Source organism: Bifidobacterium pseudolongum subsp. pseudolongum DSM 20099, assembly GCF_000771225.1.
In the GTDB taxonomy this organism is placed as follows: domain Bacteria; phylum Actinomycetota; class Actinomycetes; order Actinomycetales; family Bifidobacteriaceae; genus Bifidobacterium; species Bifidobacterium pseudolongum.
Genome location: NZ_JDTZ01000002.1, coordinates 313,588 through 329,391, shown reverse-complemented (window position 1 = coordinate 329,391; position 15,804 = coordinate 313,588). Strand labels below are relative to the sequence as shown.

The window sequence follows — 15,804 nt, the reverse complement described above, 5'->3', positions numbered from 1 at the left end:
CGGTTTGGTAGAATAAGCGGTGGCTCCGTGCCTATGCGGGGCGTTGCGCGGGAAAGGATTCGCATGGCAGATGTGCGCACGGAGCTCGCCGAGCTGCAGCCCGTCTACGAGACCGGTGTGTTGCGCATGCTGCTGCACAAATACTCCGACATCTACATCGCCATCCTGCGCGCGTGTTTCGATCCGCTCACTGCGGAAGTGCCACAGGATCGCCTGCTTGCCGCGATGACCCGCTGTGTGGGCGAACTCGTGGCAGACGGCTCCTACCGGGTGCGCGAGGGCGAGACGGACCTCGAGGCCGCACGGCGGATCCTCAAGGAGCTCAAAGCGGAAAACGAAGGCGACTATGCGTGGATCGCCGATTCGCTCGACCGGCGCCAACACCGCTGGATGTGCCGTCTGACGCAGCGCGCGCACCGCGCGATCGAGGCGCTCGCCGCGTTGCAGCAGCGCACCGTGTCGCTCTCCGGTGCACAGGTCAACTCAATCATCATGGAGATTGAGAACGCGCGCAAGGAGCTCACCGTCAACGTGCATGAGCGCATCGAACTGCTTGAGCGGGAAATCGAGGAGCGCCGCACGCAGATCGCCCAATTGAAGCGCGATGGCGTGCAGGAGCGCCCGACCCCCGAACAGGTCTCCGACATCATCAACGTCGTCTACAACACCTTGCGCGGCGTACCGGTGGATCTGCGCGAACTTGTAATCGCCGAACGCGACAACGGCGACGCGTTGCGCCGGCAGATGGACAACGGGTCGATGGGCAGCGACGACATGCTCGCCTACTACCACGAGGAATACGAACGCACCTACCACCAGAGCGACGAAGGGCGGCGGTTCAACGACGCGTTCCAGGTCATGTTCGCCACCGACAGGCGTGCGCAGCTCGACGGGGCGCTCGCCGACATCGCCGGCAGCGCATGGCTGCATGACAAGGCGGACGACCTCATGGCCGTCGTGGGGCGCGAACTCGACGATATCTACAGTGGCATCGACGCGGTGCGTGACCAGATCCGTTTGACCGATGAAAGCGTCAAACTGCTTGTGCGCCAGCACACCGACATGCAGTTCCGTACCATGTCACGCCAGCTTGCCGCGCTGTTCACCACACTGTCCGGGCGTGCCACGGCCAAGGACCATACGCGGTATGGCATCGGGCTGTCCACCGCCACGATGCCGACGCTCGCCACGCGTGCCCGTGAAACACCCGTGAAAACCAAGGCCCCCGCGTTGCGGATGCATACGGACGCCGATGCCTCCGCGCTTGACCTGCATGGCATCGTCGCCGTGGGCGGACCCCGCATCGCCCACATGGTCGCCCTCATCGCGGAGCATCCGGTCATGCGTGAAGGCGCGGTAGACATGGCGGCCAGTTTCAACCACCTGCCCAAGGCTGAGCGCAGGGAAAGCGAGATCGTGGGGTTCCTGAGCTATCTCGGTGGAACGGAATCAGGCGAAAGTACTTGGCATTGCGTGGCGCCCGACGGGGCCGAGCGAGCATGGGTCACGCGTGATGTGCTGGTGAGTCCAGACGAGCTTGACGAGTTCCTGCAGGAGTCAACGCGCACTGGGCAAGGCGCGGCACCACATCGGGAAAGGACACGGCATGACACAACCGACGAATGACGACCAGGGTATCGTCTCCGCATCGGTCACCGCCCAGGAGGGCCATGTGGCCGAACAGTCCGTCGACGAAATGGGCGTGGCGGATGTCTCGAATCCGTTCGCGCTGTTCGACGGCGATGACGGCGACATGCCCGAACCCGCGCGCGAGGCGGCCATCGCGCTCAAGCGCAACCGCGCGATAACCGGTGAGATGTTCCGGCAGGCGATGGACCATATCGGCCATGTGAAGCGTTCGCTGAACAACGACATGCTCGTGCCGGTCATCGACACATTCTATGAGGTGATGTACGCCGAGCCAGCCGCCCCCAGCCAGGTGCGCATCCGTTCGCTGAAGAACCGCGCGTCGCTGAGCGCGCGCGAAGCCGTGCTGCTCACCGCATTGCGCCGCAAAGTGCTCGAATACGAGAACGTGGGGATGGACGCGAGCCAATGGGTCGTCTCGAAAGAGGAGATCGTGCAACTCATGTCGACCGGAGCCGGGCCACTCGCCGGCCGGAACAGCGAGGAGTCGGTGAACCGGCAGGTGGAGCCGCTCATCAACGCGATGCGCACCAACCAGTTCCTTGTGGATGTAGAAGGCGAGGAGGGCATCTACCGCATCACCATCCTGGTGCCGGTCGTGCTCAACACACAGCGCATCGGCAGCTGGATGGCCACGAATGACGACCTCCAGCCCACGCCGGCGGACCAGGACGAACCCGGCACCACCCCCGAGAACGATGCCCAAGCCGCAAAGCAGGAGGAGCTATGGTGAACGCGCGCATGTCCGAAGACCTCTACGGGCAGATTGAACTCAACCCGCCGCACTGGGTGCTGCAGGAACGCCAGCTCGTCAACTGGGGGTCGTACGGCGGCTACCACACCTTCAACCCCTCCACGATGTTCGACGGCACGGTCACACTGCTCACCGGGCAAAGCGAATCCGGCAAATCCACGCTCGTCGACGCGCAGGTCTCGCTGCTGTACCCCACGGGCGCCGCCTTCAACAAAGCGTCGAACGCCGGCCGTTCCGACCGCAGCGATTACTCGTACCTGCGCGGCCAGCGCGGCATCCGCAACGACAACGGCCATGACGAACCGGTGTTCCTGCGCGGCATGACCGACGATGGCGAGCCGTATGCGGTGTGGGGCGCCATCGTGGACCGGTATGAAGACACGACCGGCGGCGGCACGCTGTCGATCGCGAAGTTCATGACGCTGCCCGCCGGCGGCAGAAGCGAGGACGTCGACAAGTTCTTCCTCGTGAGTCGCGACCCGATCGACCCGCGGCTCATGGACGACTACCGCGACGACGTGTTCTCGGTGCCGCTGTTCAAACGCGTCTACCGCACCGCAACCGTCTACCGGCAGGCGAACCTGTTCCACGAAGACGTGTGGAACCGGTTCGGGCTCACCGAATCCGCGTGCCGCCTGCTGCACCGCATGCAGGCGTCCGACGCGCCGAGCCAGCTCGACGACATCTTCCGCAAAGGCGTGCTCGACGAACCATCCGCGCTCCATCGCGGCCGCGCGCTCATCGGCGATTACACGCAGTTCAGTGAGAACTTCACCGCGATCGAACACAATCTGCGCCGCGTGGACCTGCTCGAACGCATGGCGGACAAGCACATCCGCTACATGGATGAGCGCAAGCGCATGGAGACCTTACGCGCCGTGGATCCCGAGCGCGCGGGCAGCGCCGAGGCGCGTAAGGCGTGGCTTGGCGCACGCGTGCACGAATGCATCGCGCGCGTCGCCCCCACATACGAACAGGGGGTGGCCGAAAACCAGACCAAGGTCGCATCCGCGCAACGCGAGACAGACCGGCTCGACGCCGAACTCGAGACGATCCGCGAGCAGAAGAACGGCCATGGCGGCGACCGCCTGCAGCGGTTGCAGGAACAGCTGCGCGACGCCGAGCGCGAACGCGAGCGCATGTCCGCGCGCATCGAACGCCTCGTGCCACAGTTCACAAAGGCCGGGCGCACGGTGCCTAGGACGGCGAACGCATGGCAGGCGCTCGCCGAGGAGGCCGTCGGAGTCAGGGACGCATACGATGAACGGCGCGAGGAGCTCGACGCGCTTGGTTACCCATTGCAGGAGCGGTACAGCGCGATGCGTCGAGAGGTTGAGGAACTGCAGGCGGACATCGAGCGCAAACGCCGCTCGCGCACGCGCATCACCAAGGAGATGGCGGAGGCGCGCACGATGATGGCGCGCGCGGCCGGTCTCGAACCGGAGCAACTGCCGTATGTGGCCGAGCTCATGGATGTGCAGGGCGGTGAGGAGCAGTGGCGCACGGCGATGAACGTCGTCTACGCGTCGCTCGCGCCCGTCATCCTCGTGGACAAGCAGTATGAGCGCGGTTTTGCACGCGCGATCAGCCGAATTCCGCATGCATCGATGGCGCGCCGCAACTGGCAGTTCGTGGATGTGCAGCAGGACTACCACGGCGAGCCGCGCGAAGGCTGGATGTCTGGCAAACTCACGTTCAACGAGGAATCGCCGTTCGCTGGTTGGGTGCGGGCGCGCGTGGCGGATGCGCGGTCGGACGCACGGTGCGTGACGCATATCGACGACAGCGACGTGCGCACACGCCAGGTGCAGGAGGACGGCCAGATCAAAGACGGCGCGCACGGCAGCCATGGCACCAAGAACATCAGCCAGGTCATCGGTTTTGTGACCGAAGCGTACCTGCGTGAACTTGCCGATGAGCTTGAGCGGCTTGAACGGACGATGGACCGCGCCAACGGGGAGATCGAGCGCATCAGCGCGCGCAAAGCCGAGCTCGAGGCGCAGCGCGACCTTGCGCAAGCGGTGTTGGCGGTGGATTGGAACGACATCGACGTGCAGACCGCCGACACGAACATCGCGATGCTGCATGGGGAGATCGAACGCATCCTCGCCGACCCGGCACTCGCCGAACTCGACAAGCGTGAGCGGGAGTGCAAAGACGCGCTCGCCGGCGCGCGCAAACGCCTCGCGCGCGCCGAGGACGAGCTCGCGGGGGCGAAACATGCGAGCAGGGCGGCGCGCGCGTGGCTCGAGGCGCACGGCGACGAGCGGCCGCCGGCGCTCAATGAGGCATGCACAGCGCTGCTAGAGCAGGCCTTCGATGGGTATTTCGGTACGGGGACCACTGGCGAGGAGCGGGCGGCGCGCATGCTCGGGCTCGATGCCGGCTCGCGTGCGCCCGGGCACGGCGCAGCCGCCGGCACAGCGGTGAACGCGACACTGCACGCGCTCGGCAAGCACGCCGAGAAAGCAGTGCGCGCACGGCTCGAGGAACTGCGCGGTGTGTGCGAGGCGCGCAAAAGCGAGTGCGAGACGGCCATGGCCGCGTACATCGAACAGTTCATGGCGAACGACGACCGCGTGAGCGCGGACGTGGAGAACTTCCAGGTGTTCGAGCACGATCTGCGCGAACTCAACGCGAGCACAATCCGCGCGTCCGCGGACGAGGAGTATTTCCACAGCCTCGAGAAGATCCACCAGGACCTCATGCAGCTCAACACGGCGTTGGACGCCGACCGGTCGAAGATCCTCGAGCAGATCGGCAAGATCAACCGTCTGCTCGAACGCTATCCGTTTGGTGCGCGGTGCGGCCGGCTCTCGATCGAGCCGCAGGTGAGCAAGTCGGACCCACAGTTCCTCGCCGCGTTGCGCGCGCGGCTTGCGGACCTCAATGCCTACCAGCAGCAGGGGCGCAAAGACATCGAACAGTGCAAGCAGCTGTTCGCGGCATGCGCTCCATTTGTGGAGCTCGTCAAGGCGAGCTTCGACGAGTTCGCAGCCAACAAGCGGGGCAACGCGAACCTCGATCCGCGCCGCCGCTCCCGGTTCTTCGGTGAGGTCACCGACCCCGATGGCACTGTGGAACGCATCAACTCGACCGGCGGCGGGTCGGGCGGCTACCTGCAGGAACTCACATCGTTCGCGTACGGCGCCGCACTGATGTATCTGCTGGCGAACGACAATGCGACCGAACCCTCGTATGCCACCGTGTTCCTGGACGAGGCGCTCATCAAGGCCGACGGCCAGTACACGCGCCGTGCGCTGAGCGTGCTGCCCGGATTGGGTTTCCAGGTGATCGTCTCGGCGCCGGAGGCAAAGACCGGTGAGATCATGGCCTCGGCGTCCAAAGTCGTGGTGGCGCGCAAAGACCCCGAAAACGGGCTGACCGAATTGCGCGCAGCGGTGCTGGGGGCCGGCGATGACGACGCCAGCTGACATCGCGGGCGCCATCACGCGCCGCGTGGAGAGGCGGCTGTACTGCACGCAGGAGAACTGTCCCCATGCGTTCCCCGTGCGCTTGGGGTCTCAGCGGGCGCTCGAAGCCGATCCCATCACCACATTCGACGCGGACAACGCCATGCGCGCATGGGCCGAACGCCACGGCTGCCGGATCGAGACCGTGACGCGGCGCGTGGGCACGCCCGTCGACCTCGTCGCCCGCGTGGTCGTGCCGGATGAGGCCACGGCGTTGCATGCCGCCGGGCGTGAGGTGCGCGCACGGCGTGAACTGGTGGTTGCGCGGATGCGCATGGTGTGCGCACGGTTCGGCGTGGACGGGACGCAGGCGATGGCGGTCGTGAAGATGCTGAGCGGCGAATCCGATGTGGATTTCGAGCTGTTCGTGCGCGCCGCGCAGTGGTTCGCCACGCACCGCGATCTAATCGCGGGTATGACCGCCCGCGAGGTGCCGTTGCCGGGATTTTCCGCGAAATGGCTCAAAGCATCGCGGTCGAGGCGCCGACGTGCGATCTGCACACTGCTCGGCTGGAGCGAACTGCCGCTGCGTGAACGCCCAGGCGAACTGCGCTACCGTTACCTCGACGAAGCATGCGCGGCGTGGCCCGAACGCCTTGCCACTGCACCGGTGTCCGCGCCCGAAACACCAATCGATACCGTGCTGGTTGTGGAAAACAAAGACACCTACCAAGCCATACCGGCCATGCCGTGCACGATGGGGGTGTTTGGTTCCGGTTTTACGGTGACACGCCTGCGCACATTGCTGCCATGGTGTGCGGGTGACGGCGTGCGCATGGTGTATTGGGGAGATATGGACGCCGATGGGTTGGAGATTCTCGCCCGGCTGCGTGCGACCGGCGTGGCATGCGCAAGTCTGTGCATGGACCGTGAGACCTACGACGCCTATGAGCCATTCGGCACCACATTGGATGCGCATGGTTCGCTGATTCCGCCGCGTGATTCCAAAGAAGGCTTGTGCCTGACGGATGAGGAATATGCGTTCTACCGGGCGCTGTGCACAGGCGCACTGCCATACCCCCGCGTGGAGCAGGAACGCATCCCTATCGCGCAGGCCCTTGCCCGCCTTTGAGGGGGTGGAACAGGGTGTCGTCTTTCGACGACACGTCTGGCGTGTTTCGCGTAGAAAACTTTGCTGTGAGATAGATGTTGCTTTGGAAATATTACGGTAACCGGCCATTAAGCTGTCGGTGACCATTCGTTGCATGCGACGAAACGCTTCTTTCTTAGCGTGAACTGCGGTTCCACTCAACGGTCGGTGCCCACCGGCCTTGACCACGTGGACACGGAGTAGAAAGAAGTTTTCCGTATGCACATGCACAGTGAATCCTCCCCATCCAAGCGTGGCCGGCGCATCGCGGCCATCGCGTCGGCAGCCGCACTCGTTTGCTCCTTTGGCGCACTCGGCGCCACCCCGGCATTCGCGGACACCTATTCAAGTAGCCTCGTGGCCATGGCGCAGAACGTGGTGACGCGCGGCACGATTCCCGCAGGCGCGCTGAGCGTGGTGAATTTCGCACCGAAGTGGGGCGACAAGCAGGCGAACAAGGCGAATATGCTCGCCATCATGGCGCAGGCGCATGCCGACGGCGTCAGGATGATCGTGTTCCCGGAGATGGCGCTCACCGGATATGTCTCGTCGAGCGACCCCGAATCGCCGTCATACCGCATGGCGGTCTCGCAGGCGGAGACAACCGCCAGCCCCATCACGCAGGAGATCGCCGCCAAGGCCAAGGAATACGGCATGTGGGTGGTGTATGGCACCTCCGAACGCATCCCGGGCGACGCCGATCACGCATACAATTCCGCCTTCGCGATCTCGCCCGAAGGCAAAGTCAGCAGCTACCAGAAGATCGCGCCGGTCGAAGGGGCGTGGGCCACACCGGGCACCACGCCGGTCGTGCTGCAGACCGAATGGGGTCTGATGGGTCTGAGCATCTGCTACGACACCTATGCGAACCCCGAGATCGAACGGTACTATGCGGCGCAGGGCGTCGGCCTGCTCGTCAACCCCACCGCCACGTCGCGCAGCTACACCGACATCGACGGCGATGGCGTCAAAGACGGCAAGGGGTGGGAATGGTATTACCGCAACCGCCTCGAATCCATCGCCTCACGGGACGGCTTGGTCATCGCGAGCGCCGACCTTGTGGGCCCGGACGGCTATGCGGATGAGAACGGCAAGCAGCCTTACGATTTCCCCGGCGGCAGTGTGATCCTCACCGGATCGTTCTCCGGCGCCGACTATGCGGCTGGACTCAACGCGGATGGAAGCATCGCCGTCGGCTCCGAAGGCGTGCTGACGAACGCGAAGGACCTGCGCCTGAGCACGCCGTCCACCACGCAGGTGGCCAACGATTTCCATCCTGATTATTACGCCAAGTGGTATGGCGAGCTCGCCGATCGCAAGGATGCCGGCGCATCGCTCAGCTATTCGTTCGGCTCCGCGGACGGCCCGAAGGTCTCCGTGGCCAATGTGAGCGGTGTGTGGGCCGACAAGGCGGCGAACACCGAGATGATGGCCAAATACGCCGAACAAGCCCATGCCGATGGCGTCGATCTGCTCGTATTTCCCGAAACGGTGCTCACCGGCTACGACAGCACGGATCCGAGGGGCGACGCCGACGCCCATTCGGTGAACGCGGAGGTGAACCGTGTGCTCGCGGCGAGCGACGATTACATGCAGGTATTGCTCGCCGAAAAGGTCAAGGGTGCGGATGGCGACACGACGCGCGGTGAATCCGTGCAGCGCATGGCGCAACTGGCCAAGGAGTACGGCATGTACATTGTGTTCGGCCTTGCCGAGATGCCGGATGGCGGCCCGATTGTGGAAGACGGCGTCAAGAAGGTCTACAACTCCGCCGCGATCTGCTTCCCGGACGGCCACACCGAGTCGTACCAGAAGATGCACCGCGCCGGCATGGAGGAGATGGTCTGGTCGGTGCCGGGCAACACCCCGGTCATGTTCGAGATGCCCGAGTGGACCGGCAAGGACGGCAGCACGCTCAAAGCCGGTGTCAACATCTGCCGCGACGGTCACTTCTACCCGGAACTCGGCCGCTACTATGCGGCGAGCGGCGCCGAGCTGCTCATCCACCCCACAGCCACGGGCGGCAATCCGTGGTACCGCGAAACACGCATCGGCAGCTACACCGACCGTGACGGCATGGCCGCGGTGACCGCGAACCTGTGGGGCCAGGACGGCTATCCGATTGACTCCGACGGCAAGCCGATCTACTCCGTGGATTCCACCGGCAAAACGGTGAGCTCGGGCAAAGACGTGGCCGGCTACAACTACTCGGGTGTGGGCCGTGACTCGTTCCGCTCCACAAGCCTCATCATCAACGCATGGGGCCGCAAGAACGGTACGTCGTTCGACTACGCGACCGGCTCGGCGCTCGACACGAGCGGCACCGGCAACGGCGCGACCGCGGATGTCACGAAGGACTGGTACTTCGGCCAAGGCGGCTTCGACCCCGACAACCTCGAGACCCGCACGATGGACCTGAGCCGCGCCGGATTCCGCATCACGAACTTCCAGCCGCGCCTGTACTCGCAGATGTACGACGCGATTGCACAGCGCACGGTACCCGGCTATGCCGCGATGTATGCCACGGGTTCGCCGCTCGACACCAGTGCGCTTGACGAGCCGGCCGCCAAGGCTCAGGCGGCGCTCGCATCACCCGCCGAATACACGGCCGAATTGGTCGAACCGGTGCAAGACGCCCTGCTCGATGCGCGCTCGCTGCTGAACAACACCACGTTCAGTGCCGAACAGCAGCCGCTCGTCGAAGCGGCGGCGGCCGAGTTGAACACGGCACTCGCTGGACTGACGAAGGCCACGCAGACACCGGCCGAGCCCATCGAGCCGGAGCGGCCTGTGGCGCCGGCCGACCCCGCGGATACGCCAGACGCCGGAACCACTGCCGACGCGCAGGCGCCATCGGTGCCAGCCGACGGCACCACGGACGCCCCAGCGACGGCGGCTGACGCCCCGGCGGTCGGTGCGCTCTCATCGACCGGTTCGCAGATCGCGCTTGTCGCGGCGCTCGCACTCATGGGCGTGGCCGGCGGCGGTGCGCTGATCGTCGCGAAGCGCAAGGCGCACGTCGAATAAACCACCCACAACAACCATGGGCGCGGATCGTCAGTGGATGGTCCGCGCCCATGCACGTTGCAAGAGGTGGAATCAGACGGGGTCTGCCTTGCGCAGATGACGGCGCAACAAGGATCCGATGCCATACCCGATGAGTGCACCAACCAGTCCGGCGCCGCCGTACAATGCGATGGCGCTGTAGTCGGGCGTCGCGCACAACTGCCAGCCGCCGGGGAGCACCGCGCACGGGCTGCCATCTGCATCCACACCCGGGTAGAGCAGCATTGTCATCGAGCCGATGAGCAGGAACTCCACAACCACGCCGGCGACACCGATCCAGTAGGCATGCACGCTGCCCGATGCGCCAGTCGCCGTGGCGGCGAGCAGCATGAGCGGATAGACGAACAACAGCGCGGCGCCGGAAGCGAAGCCGTATTGGTCGGTGCAGCGGACCACCAGCACGAGCACGGTGGCGATGGCGAAAATGATCCACCCGACCATCATGAGCATGCGTTCCATCTTGGTGTCGCGTGCGGGCGCAGGCGGGGGAGTGGTTGTGCGCTGTGACATCGTCGTCCCTTTCGTCTCGTCTGGACAGGCATCCCGCCTGTGCCGTCGCGTATGAATTGTACGCAATAATTCCTGACTGCGTACAATTCGCACGCTCGGTCGCCGCACACTAAGATGGCTTATGGAACGCACACGCACGGAAAGGCGACGCCGCACCATGGGCACCACGGACATCACCCCCGAAGACGAACACGCGGCCATGGCCACCATGGTCCTCATGCAGACCATCATCTACGGCGAGGCGGTCGGAGACGCGCTCGGTGTGCCCTACGAGTTCCGCGAGCGCGGCACGTTCACCTGCACCGGCATGGTGGGCGGCGGCGCGCACCGGCAGCCCGCCGGCACGTATTCCGACGACACCGCGCTCATGCTCGCCACACTCGACTCGCTGCTCTCGTGCGACGGCACCGTGAACGAAGACGACATGCGCGTGCGCTTCCTGGCGTGGCTCGACGACGGCAAATACAGCGCCGACGGCACGGTCTTCGACGTCGGCGGCGCCACCCAACGCGCCTTGCGCGCCGGCCACGGCATGAGCGGCGAGCGCGACAACGGCAACGGTTCGCTCATGCGCATCGTGCCGTGCGCGCTGTTCGACCTGTCTGACAGCGACATCCGCCGGGCGAGCGCCGTCACGCACGCGCACCCGATCAGCATGGACGCGTGCGTGACCTTGGTGCACATCGCCCGCGAACTGATCGACATGGTGGATGTGCGCGAGGCGCTCGCCCACAACGGATTCGACGGCCTGTGGCGCAAGGGCCGGAACGAGATCGAATCCGACGGGTTCGTGCTGCACACGCTCGAAGCTGCGCTATGGTGCCTGTGCACCACGCAGTCGTACGCCGATTGTGTGCTGGAGGCGGTCAATCTGGGCTCCGACACCGACACGACCGCGGCGGTCGCCGGCGCGCTCGCCGCCATCGTCTACGGATTCGAGGACGAGGGCAAGCCCGGTGGCATCCCCGAGGAGTGGATGGACGCGCTGCGCGGGCAGGAGCAGTTCCTCGACGTGATCCTGGGCGGTCCGGAAGATGTGGAGACCGACCCGAACGGAGCATACGGCGATGACCCGCTGTCCGGCGAGCGTATGCCGCTCGACTTGGACGGCGACCAGCTTGTCGCATCCACCTCGAGTGCGGGGCTCGACCTGTTCGACGATGCGCGCGATTTGTGCTCACAGGCCGCCATGATGAGCGACGAGGAGACACGTGCGCAGAGCTTCGCCCAAGCCGCGGAAACGCTCATCAAAGCATACCAAGTCGGCATATTCGAAGCCGCGCAGGTACTCGGCATACTGTATTACGAACGCCATGTGCAGGCTGCGGACGCCGACGCGCAGGCGTTCCTGTGGTTCGGGCGCGGCTGCGAGCATGGCCTGGCTGACTGCGCGTGCTATATGGGCGATATGCTGCGCGACGGCCGCGGGCCCGACCACGAGCCGGATGCGCAAGCCGCCTTGGACTATTACAATCTGGCGTTCGACCTTGCGCAAGAGCGTTTCGACTTGGATGATCTTGACGATTTGGCGTCATTCGCCATCATCGCGCTGCGCTTGGGCGAAAGCTACGAGCGCCGTGTGCAGGATGGGCTGGACAGTGCACAGGCAGGGGATTTCGCATTCATGCATTACGCCATGGCCGCCACCATCGCCGAGCGCGTGGTGCGCTTGGGCGCGCGTGCCCTGGGCAAGGAGCTGCGCCTCGCCCAAGACGGCGTGGAGCGCATGCGCCCGTATGCCAGCCCGGAATCACTCGAGCACGAACGCATGTGAGCCATGGTGCGTGCAATCGTCTACACCGATTTCGACGGTGTGCTCAATGCGTTTCCTGAGGTCGAATCCATGCCCAGTGACCTCTATTCGCCCGAATGCGCATTCCGGTTGGACGGTGATGCGACCGTGCATGTGGGCAGTGGCGCTGCCTACCGCATACGCTGGTCGAGCGAACTCACCGACGTCTTGCATGAGCTCGCATGCACAGGCGCGATTGAGCTGCAGTGGCTGTCCACATGGCAGCCGTACACGGCGCTGCTCAATGAACGGCTCGGTTGGAACGCGCAGATCATCGGCACGGTGCAATGGTACGACCCGATCACCTATACCGGGTTGCGCGACGGCAAATACCGCGCCGTCGCACGCCGAGTGGAAGTGGAAGCGGACGGAGACGACCCCGAGCCGATCGTCTGGATCGACGATGAGGAATGCACACGCACGCGGTGTGACGAGCTGCGTGCGTCGGCGCCGGTCGCACCCGTGCTCATGGTGCGGCCGGACGGCCGCATCGGCATCTCCCGGCGGCAGTGGGCGCTCATCTGCGCGTTCATCGCGAATCCGCGCGCGTTCGGCGACGTGACGCTCGACGTCGAGCCGACACTGCGCGAGCACGAAGGCCACACGGGCTACTGATGCGCGTTTGCGCGGAAAGGCATGGATTTGCAAGACCATTGCGCATATTTGCGGTCCAGATGGCGGTGGTGCGGCGGATCGCATCTATAATGCATGGGCAAGGCAACGGCAGAGAGAAGGAGTGCACACCGTGAGCACACACCGCACTTGGGCTGTCAGGGCAGCCGTCGCCGTAGTGGCGTTCCTGCTGACCGGGGCGTTGGCGGCATGTGGATCGGCTTCCGCACAAGACGATGAACCCCACGCCCAGGAAGCCGCAGCGTCCCAGTCCCCGGCGGCGGGTGATTCGGGCGATGCGCCCGCCGAAACGCAGGGAGAGGAGCAGTCGCTTGCTGCGAAACTGCTGTTCAACGGGCCGAGCCACACTGACACGGCCGCGCCCGGCGCATGGGGCGAATCGGGGTGTGATGCGCAGAAGCAGGCGCGCATCATCGTGGTGCGCGGCACCGAGGAACCGGTGGGTCAGTCGTTGATGAGCCCATTGGCAAGCCGCATCGCCGCCGAACTCGGCGATCATGCGCAGGTCAGCGATCTGGACTACCCGGCGTCGTGGGAATCAGGCAGTGAGGCGGCCGGCGTCAACCGGCTCATCGCCGCGCTCAACGCGCAGAGCGCGCAGTGCCCGGCCATGCGCACCGTGCTCCTCGGGTATTCGCAAGGCGCGATGGTTGTCGGGGACGCGCTCAGCGCGCCGGACACGCGGTTCAACGAAGACAACAGGTATGAGCTCTCCCCAGTGGCGCGCGGGCACATCGTGGCGGTGGAATTGTATGGCGACCCGCGGTTCAGCGCCGCCGCCTCATACAATTCCGGGGATTTCGACCGCGCGGTCGACGGCATCCTCGGGGCAAGGGGAGCGGTGGATTTCGGTGAGATCGCCGACCGCACCGTCAGCTTCTGCACGGCGCGTGACTTCGCGTGCCAAGTGGGTGGCGACACCGAACCGCACGGCAGCTATGCCACGAACGGCATGCTCGACGAAGGCATGAAATACGCAGTGGACCGCGTGAAGGCCACATTCTAGAATCGGCCCGCGGCGCCGCCCTATACTGGACGGAGCCAGCCGCGCGCCCAAGTGTACACAGGAGGGGACCATGCAGCACAACATCACATGTCCGCATTGCGGGGAGGCGTTCACCATCGACGAAGCGGGATATGCGGATATTGTGCAGCAGGTGCGCAACGCGGAGTTCGAGCGCGAACTCAAGGACCGCGAAAAGCTCATCGAAGAAGACAAGCGCAAGGCGGTCGAGCTCGCCGAGACGAAGGCCGCGGGCGAACTGCAGAAGACGGTGCATGAGAAGGACGCCGAGATCCAGGGTCTCAAGGCGCAGATTGAGTCGGCCGGCACCGCGCAGGATCTTGCGGTGCAGGAGGCCGTGGCGGATGCACAGTCCAAGCTCGCCGATCTGCAGCATCAGCTTGAGCAGGCGCGGCATGACCGTGAGCGTGACGCCGAGCTCGCCAAGGAGAGGCTGGAGACGCAGGTGCAGCAGACGGCCGCGCAGAAAGACGCCGAGATCCAGGGTCTCAAGGCGCAGATTGAGTCGGCCGGCACCGCGCAGGATCTTGCGGTGCAGGAGGCCGTGGCGGATGCACAGTCCAAGCTCGCCGATCTGCAGCATCAGCTTGAGCAGGCGCGGCATGACCGTGAGCGTGACGCCGAGCTCGCCAAGGAGAGGCTGGAGACGCAGGTGCAGCAGACGGCCGCGCAGAAGGACGCCGAAATCCAACAGCTCAAGGCGCGGATTGAGTCAGCCGATGTGACGCGCAAGATGGAAATCAGCGAGGCGGTCGGCAAAGTCGAGAGGGAACGTGACGCGTTCAAGAGCGAACTCGAGAAAGCGCGGCTCGAAAAGGACTTGGAGAGCAAATCGCTCAAGGAACGCTACGAGCTGCAGTTACGCGACCGCGACGACGAGATCGAGCGCATGAAGGACTTCAAGGCGCGCCTGTCCACGAAGATGGTGGGCGAGTCGCTCGAGCAGCACTGCCAGAACGAGTTCAACTCGATGCGCATGGGCGCCTTTCCCAACGCGTATTTCGAGAAAGACAACGACGCGCGCACCGGCAGCAAAGGCGACTTCATCTTCCGCGACTACGACCGGCCGGAAGGTGAGGAGGAGCGCACCGAAGTCATCTCGATCATGTTCGAGATGAAGAACGAGAACGAGACGACCGCCACCAAACACAAGAACGAGGACTTCTTCAAGGAGCTCGACAAGGACAGGCGTGAAAAAGGCTGCGAATACGCGGTGCTCGTCTCGATGCTCGAAGCGGACAGCGACCTGTACAACCAAGGCATTGTGGACGTCTCGTACCGCTACCCGAAGATGTATGTGATCCGCCCGCAGTTCTTCATCCAGATGATCACGCTGCTGCGCAACGCGGCGCTGAACTCGCTGCAATACAAGCTGCAGCTCGAGGAGATGCGCATGCAGAACATCGACATCACGCATTTCGAAGACAGGCTCAACGAGTTCAAGAACGGGTTCGAACGCAATTTCAATCTGGCCTCCAGCAAATTCCAGAAGGTGATTGACGAAATCGACAAGTCGATCGACCACCTGCAGAAGACCAAGCAGGCGTTGATCGGCTCGGAGAACAACCTGCGGATCGCCAACAACAAGGTGCAGGACATCACCGTGCGCAAGCTGACGTACAAGAACCCCACGATGCAGCAGAAATTCAAGGAGGCGCGCGAGGCGAAGGCACTGGAGGACGGCGAGGTGAGCGGTGACTGACCGGGGCTGAGCACATGCCGGCGTGTCGCATGGACGCCGGCGTGCCGGGCTGGCTAGACTGGGCAGCAGTCGTTCCAGTGAAGCAACGACCCGGTTCCCAAAAGGAGTGCAGA

General features: G+C 64.6%; 10 protein-coding genes. 9 read left to right on the top strand and 1 reads right to left on the bottom strand.

Annotated elements, in window-relative coordinates:
* Nucleotides 1–63 precede the first annotated feature (63 nt).
* The 5 genes from OU02_RS01465 (at nucleotide 64) to OU02_RS08235 (ending at nucleotide 9,991) form a co-directional block, all read left to right on the top strand.
* A complete protein-coding gene (locus tag OU02_RS01465) occupies nucleotides 64–1,626 on the top strand; it encodes a DUF3375 family protein (RefSeq protein WP_080720439.1) in 1,563 nt (520 codons plus the stop codon).
* Nucleotides 1,607–2,380, top strand: coding sequence for a DUF4194 domain-containing protein (locus tag OU02_RS01460; RefSeq protein ID WP_080720440.1), 774 nt, complete (start codon nucleotides 1,607–1,609; stop codon nucleotides 2,378–2,380). Before OU02_RS01465 ends, OU02_RS01460 begins: the two co-directional genes overlap by 20 nt.
* Entirely contained in the window at nucleotides 2,374–5,835 is a 3,462-nt protein-coding gene (locus tag OU02_RS01455) for an ATP-binding protein (protein ID WP_152593121.1), read from the top strand. Before OU02_RS01460 ends, OU02_RS01455 begins: the two co-directional genes overlap by 7 nt.
* On the top strand, nucleotides 5,819–6,946 hold the full coding sequence (locus tag OU02_RS01450; RefSeq protein ID WP_051918157.1) for a DUF3322 and DUF2220 domain-containing protein: 1,128 nt from the start codon (nucleotides 5,819–5,821) through the stop codon (nucleotides 6,944–6,946). Before OU02_RS01455 ends, OU02_RS01450 begins: the two co-directional genes overlap by 17 nt.
* A gap of 237 nt (nucleotides 6,947–7,183) precedes the next feature.
* Nucleotides 7,184–9,991, top strand: coding sequence for a carbon-nitrogen hydrolase family protein (locus OU02_RS08235; RefSeq protein ID WP_238551871.1), 2,808 nt, complete (start codon nucleotides 7,184–7,186; stop codon nucleotides 9,989–9,991).
* Nucleotides 9,992–10,063: 72 nt separating this feature from the next.
* Here the strand turns inward: OU02_RS08235 and OU02_RS01440 are convergent, their stop codons facing one another.
* A complete protein-coding gene (locus OU02_RS01440) occupies nucleotides 10,064–10,540 on the bottom strand; it encodes a hypothetical protein (protein ID WP_051918158.1) in 477 nt (158 codons plus the stop codon).
* A 157-nt stretch (nucleotides 10,541–10,697) separates the two neighbouring features.
* Here OU02_RS01440 and OU02_RS08455 point away from each other — a divergent pair, with 157 nt between their 5' ends.
* The 4 genes from OU02_RS08455 to OU02_RS01420 all read left to right on the top strand — a co-directional run bounded on the left by OU02_RS08455 (nucleotide 10,698) and on the right by OU02_RS01420 (nucleotide 15,691).
* The gene (locus tag OU02_RS08455) at nucleotides 10,698–12,314 is read left to right on the top strand and encodes an ADP-ribosylglycohydrolase family protein (RefSeq protein WP_238551872.1); all 1,617 of its coding nucleotides are present in this window, start codon (nucleotides 10,698–10,700) and stop codon (nucleotides 12,312–12,314) included.
* A 3-nt stretch (nucleotides 12,315–12,317) separates the two neighbouring features.
* Nucleotides 12,318–12,947, top strand: coding sequence for an HAD domain-containing protein (locus OU02_RS01430; RefSeq protein ID WP_033488413.1), 630 nt, complete (start codon nucleotides 12,318–12,320; stop codon nucleotides 12,945–12,947).
* Nucleotides 12,948–13,077: 130 nt separating this feature from the next.
* Entirely contained in the window at nucleotides 13,078–13,971 is an 894-nt protein-coding gene (locus OU02_RS08230) for a cutinase family protein (RefSeq protein ID WP_052110228.1), read from the top strand.
* Nucleotides 13,972–14,041: 70 nt separating this feature from the next.
* A complete protein-coding gene (locus OU02_RS01420) occupies nucleotides 14,042–15,691 on the top strand; it encodes a DUF2130 domain-containing protein (protein WP_080745816.1) in 1,650 nt (549 codons plus the stop codon).
* Nucleotides 15,692–15,804 lie beyond the last annotated feature (113 nt).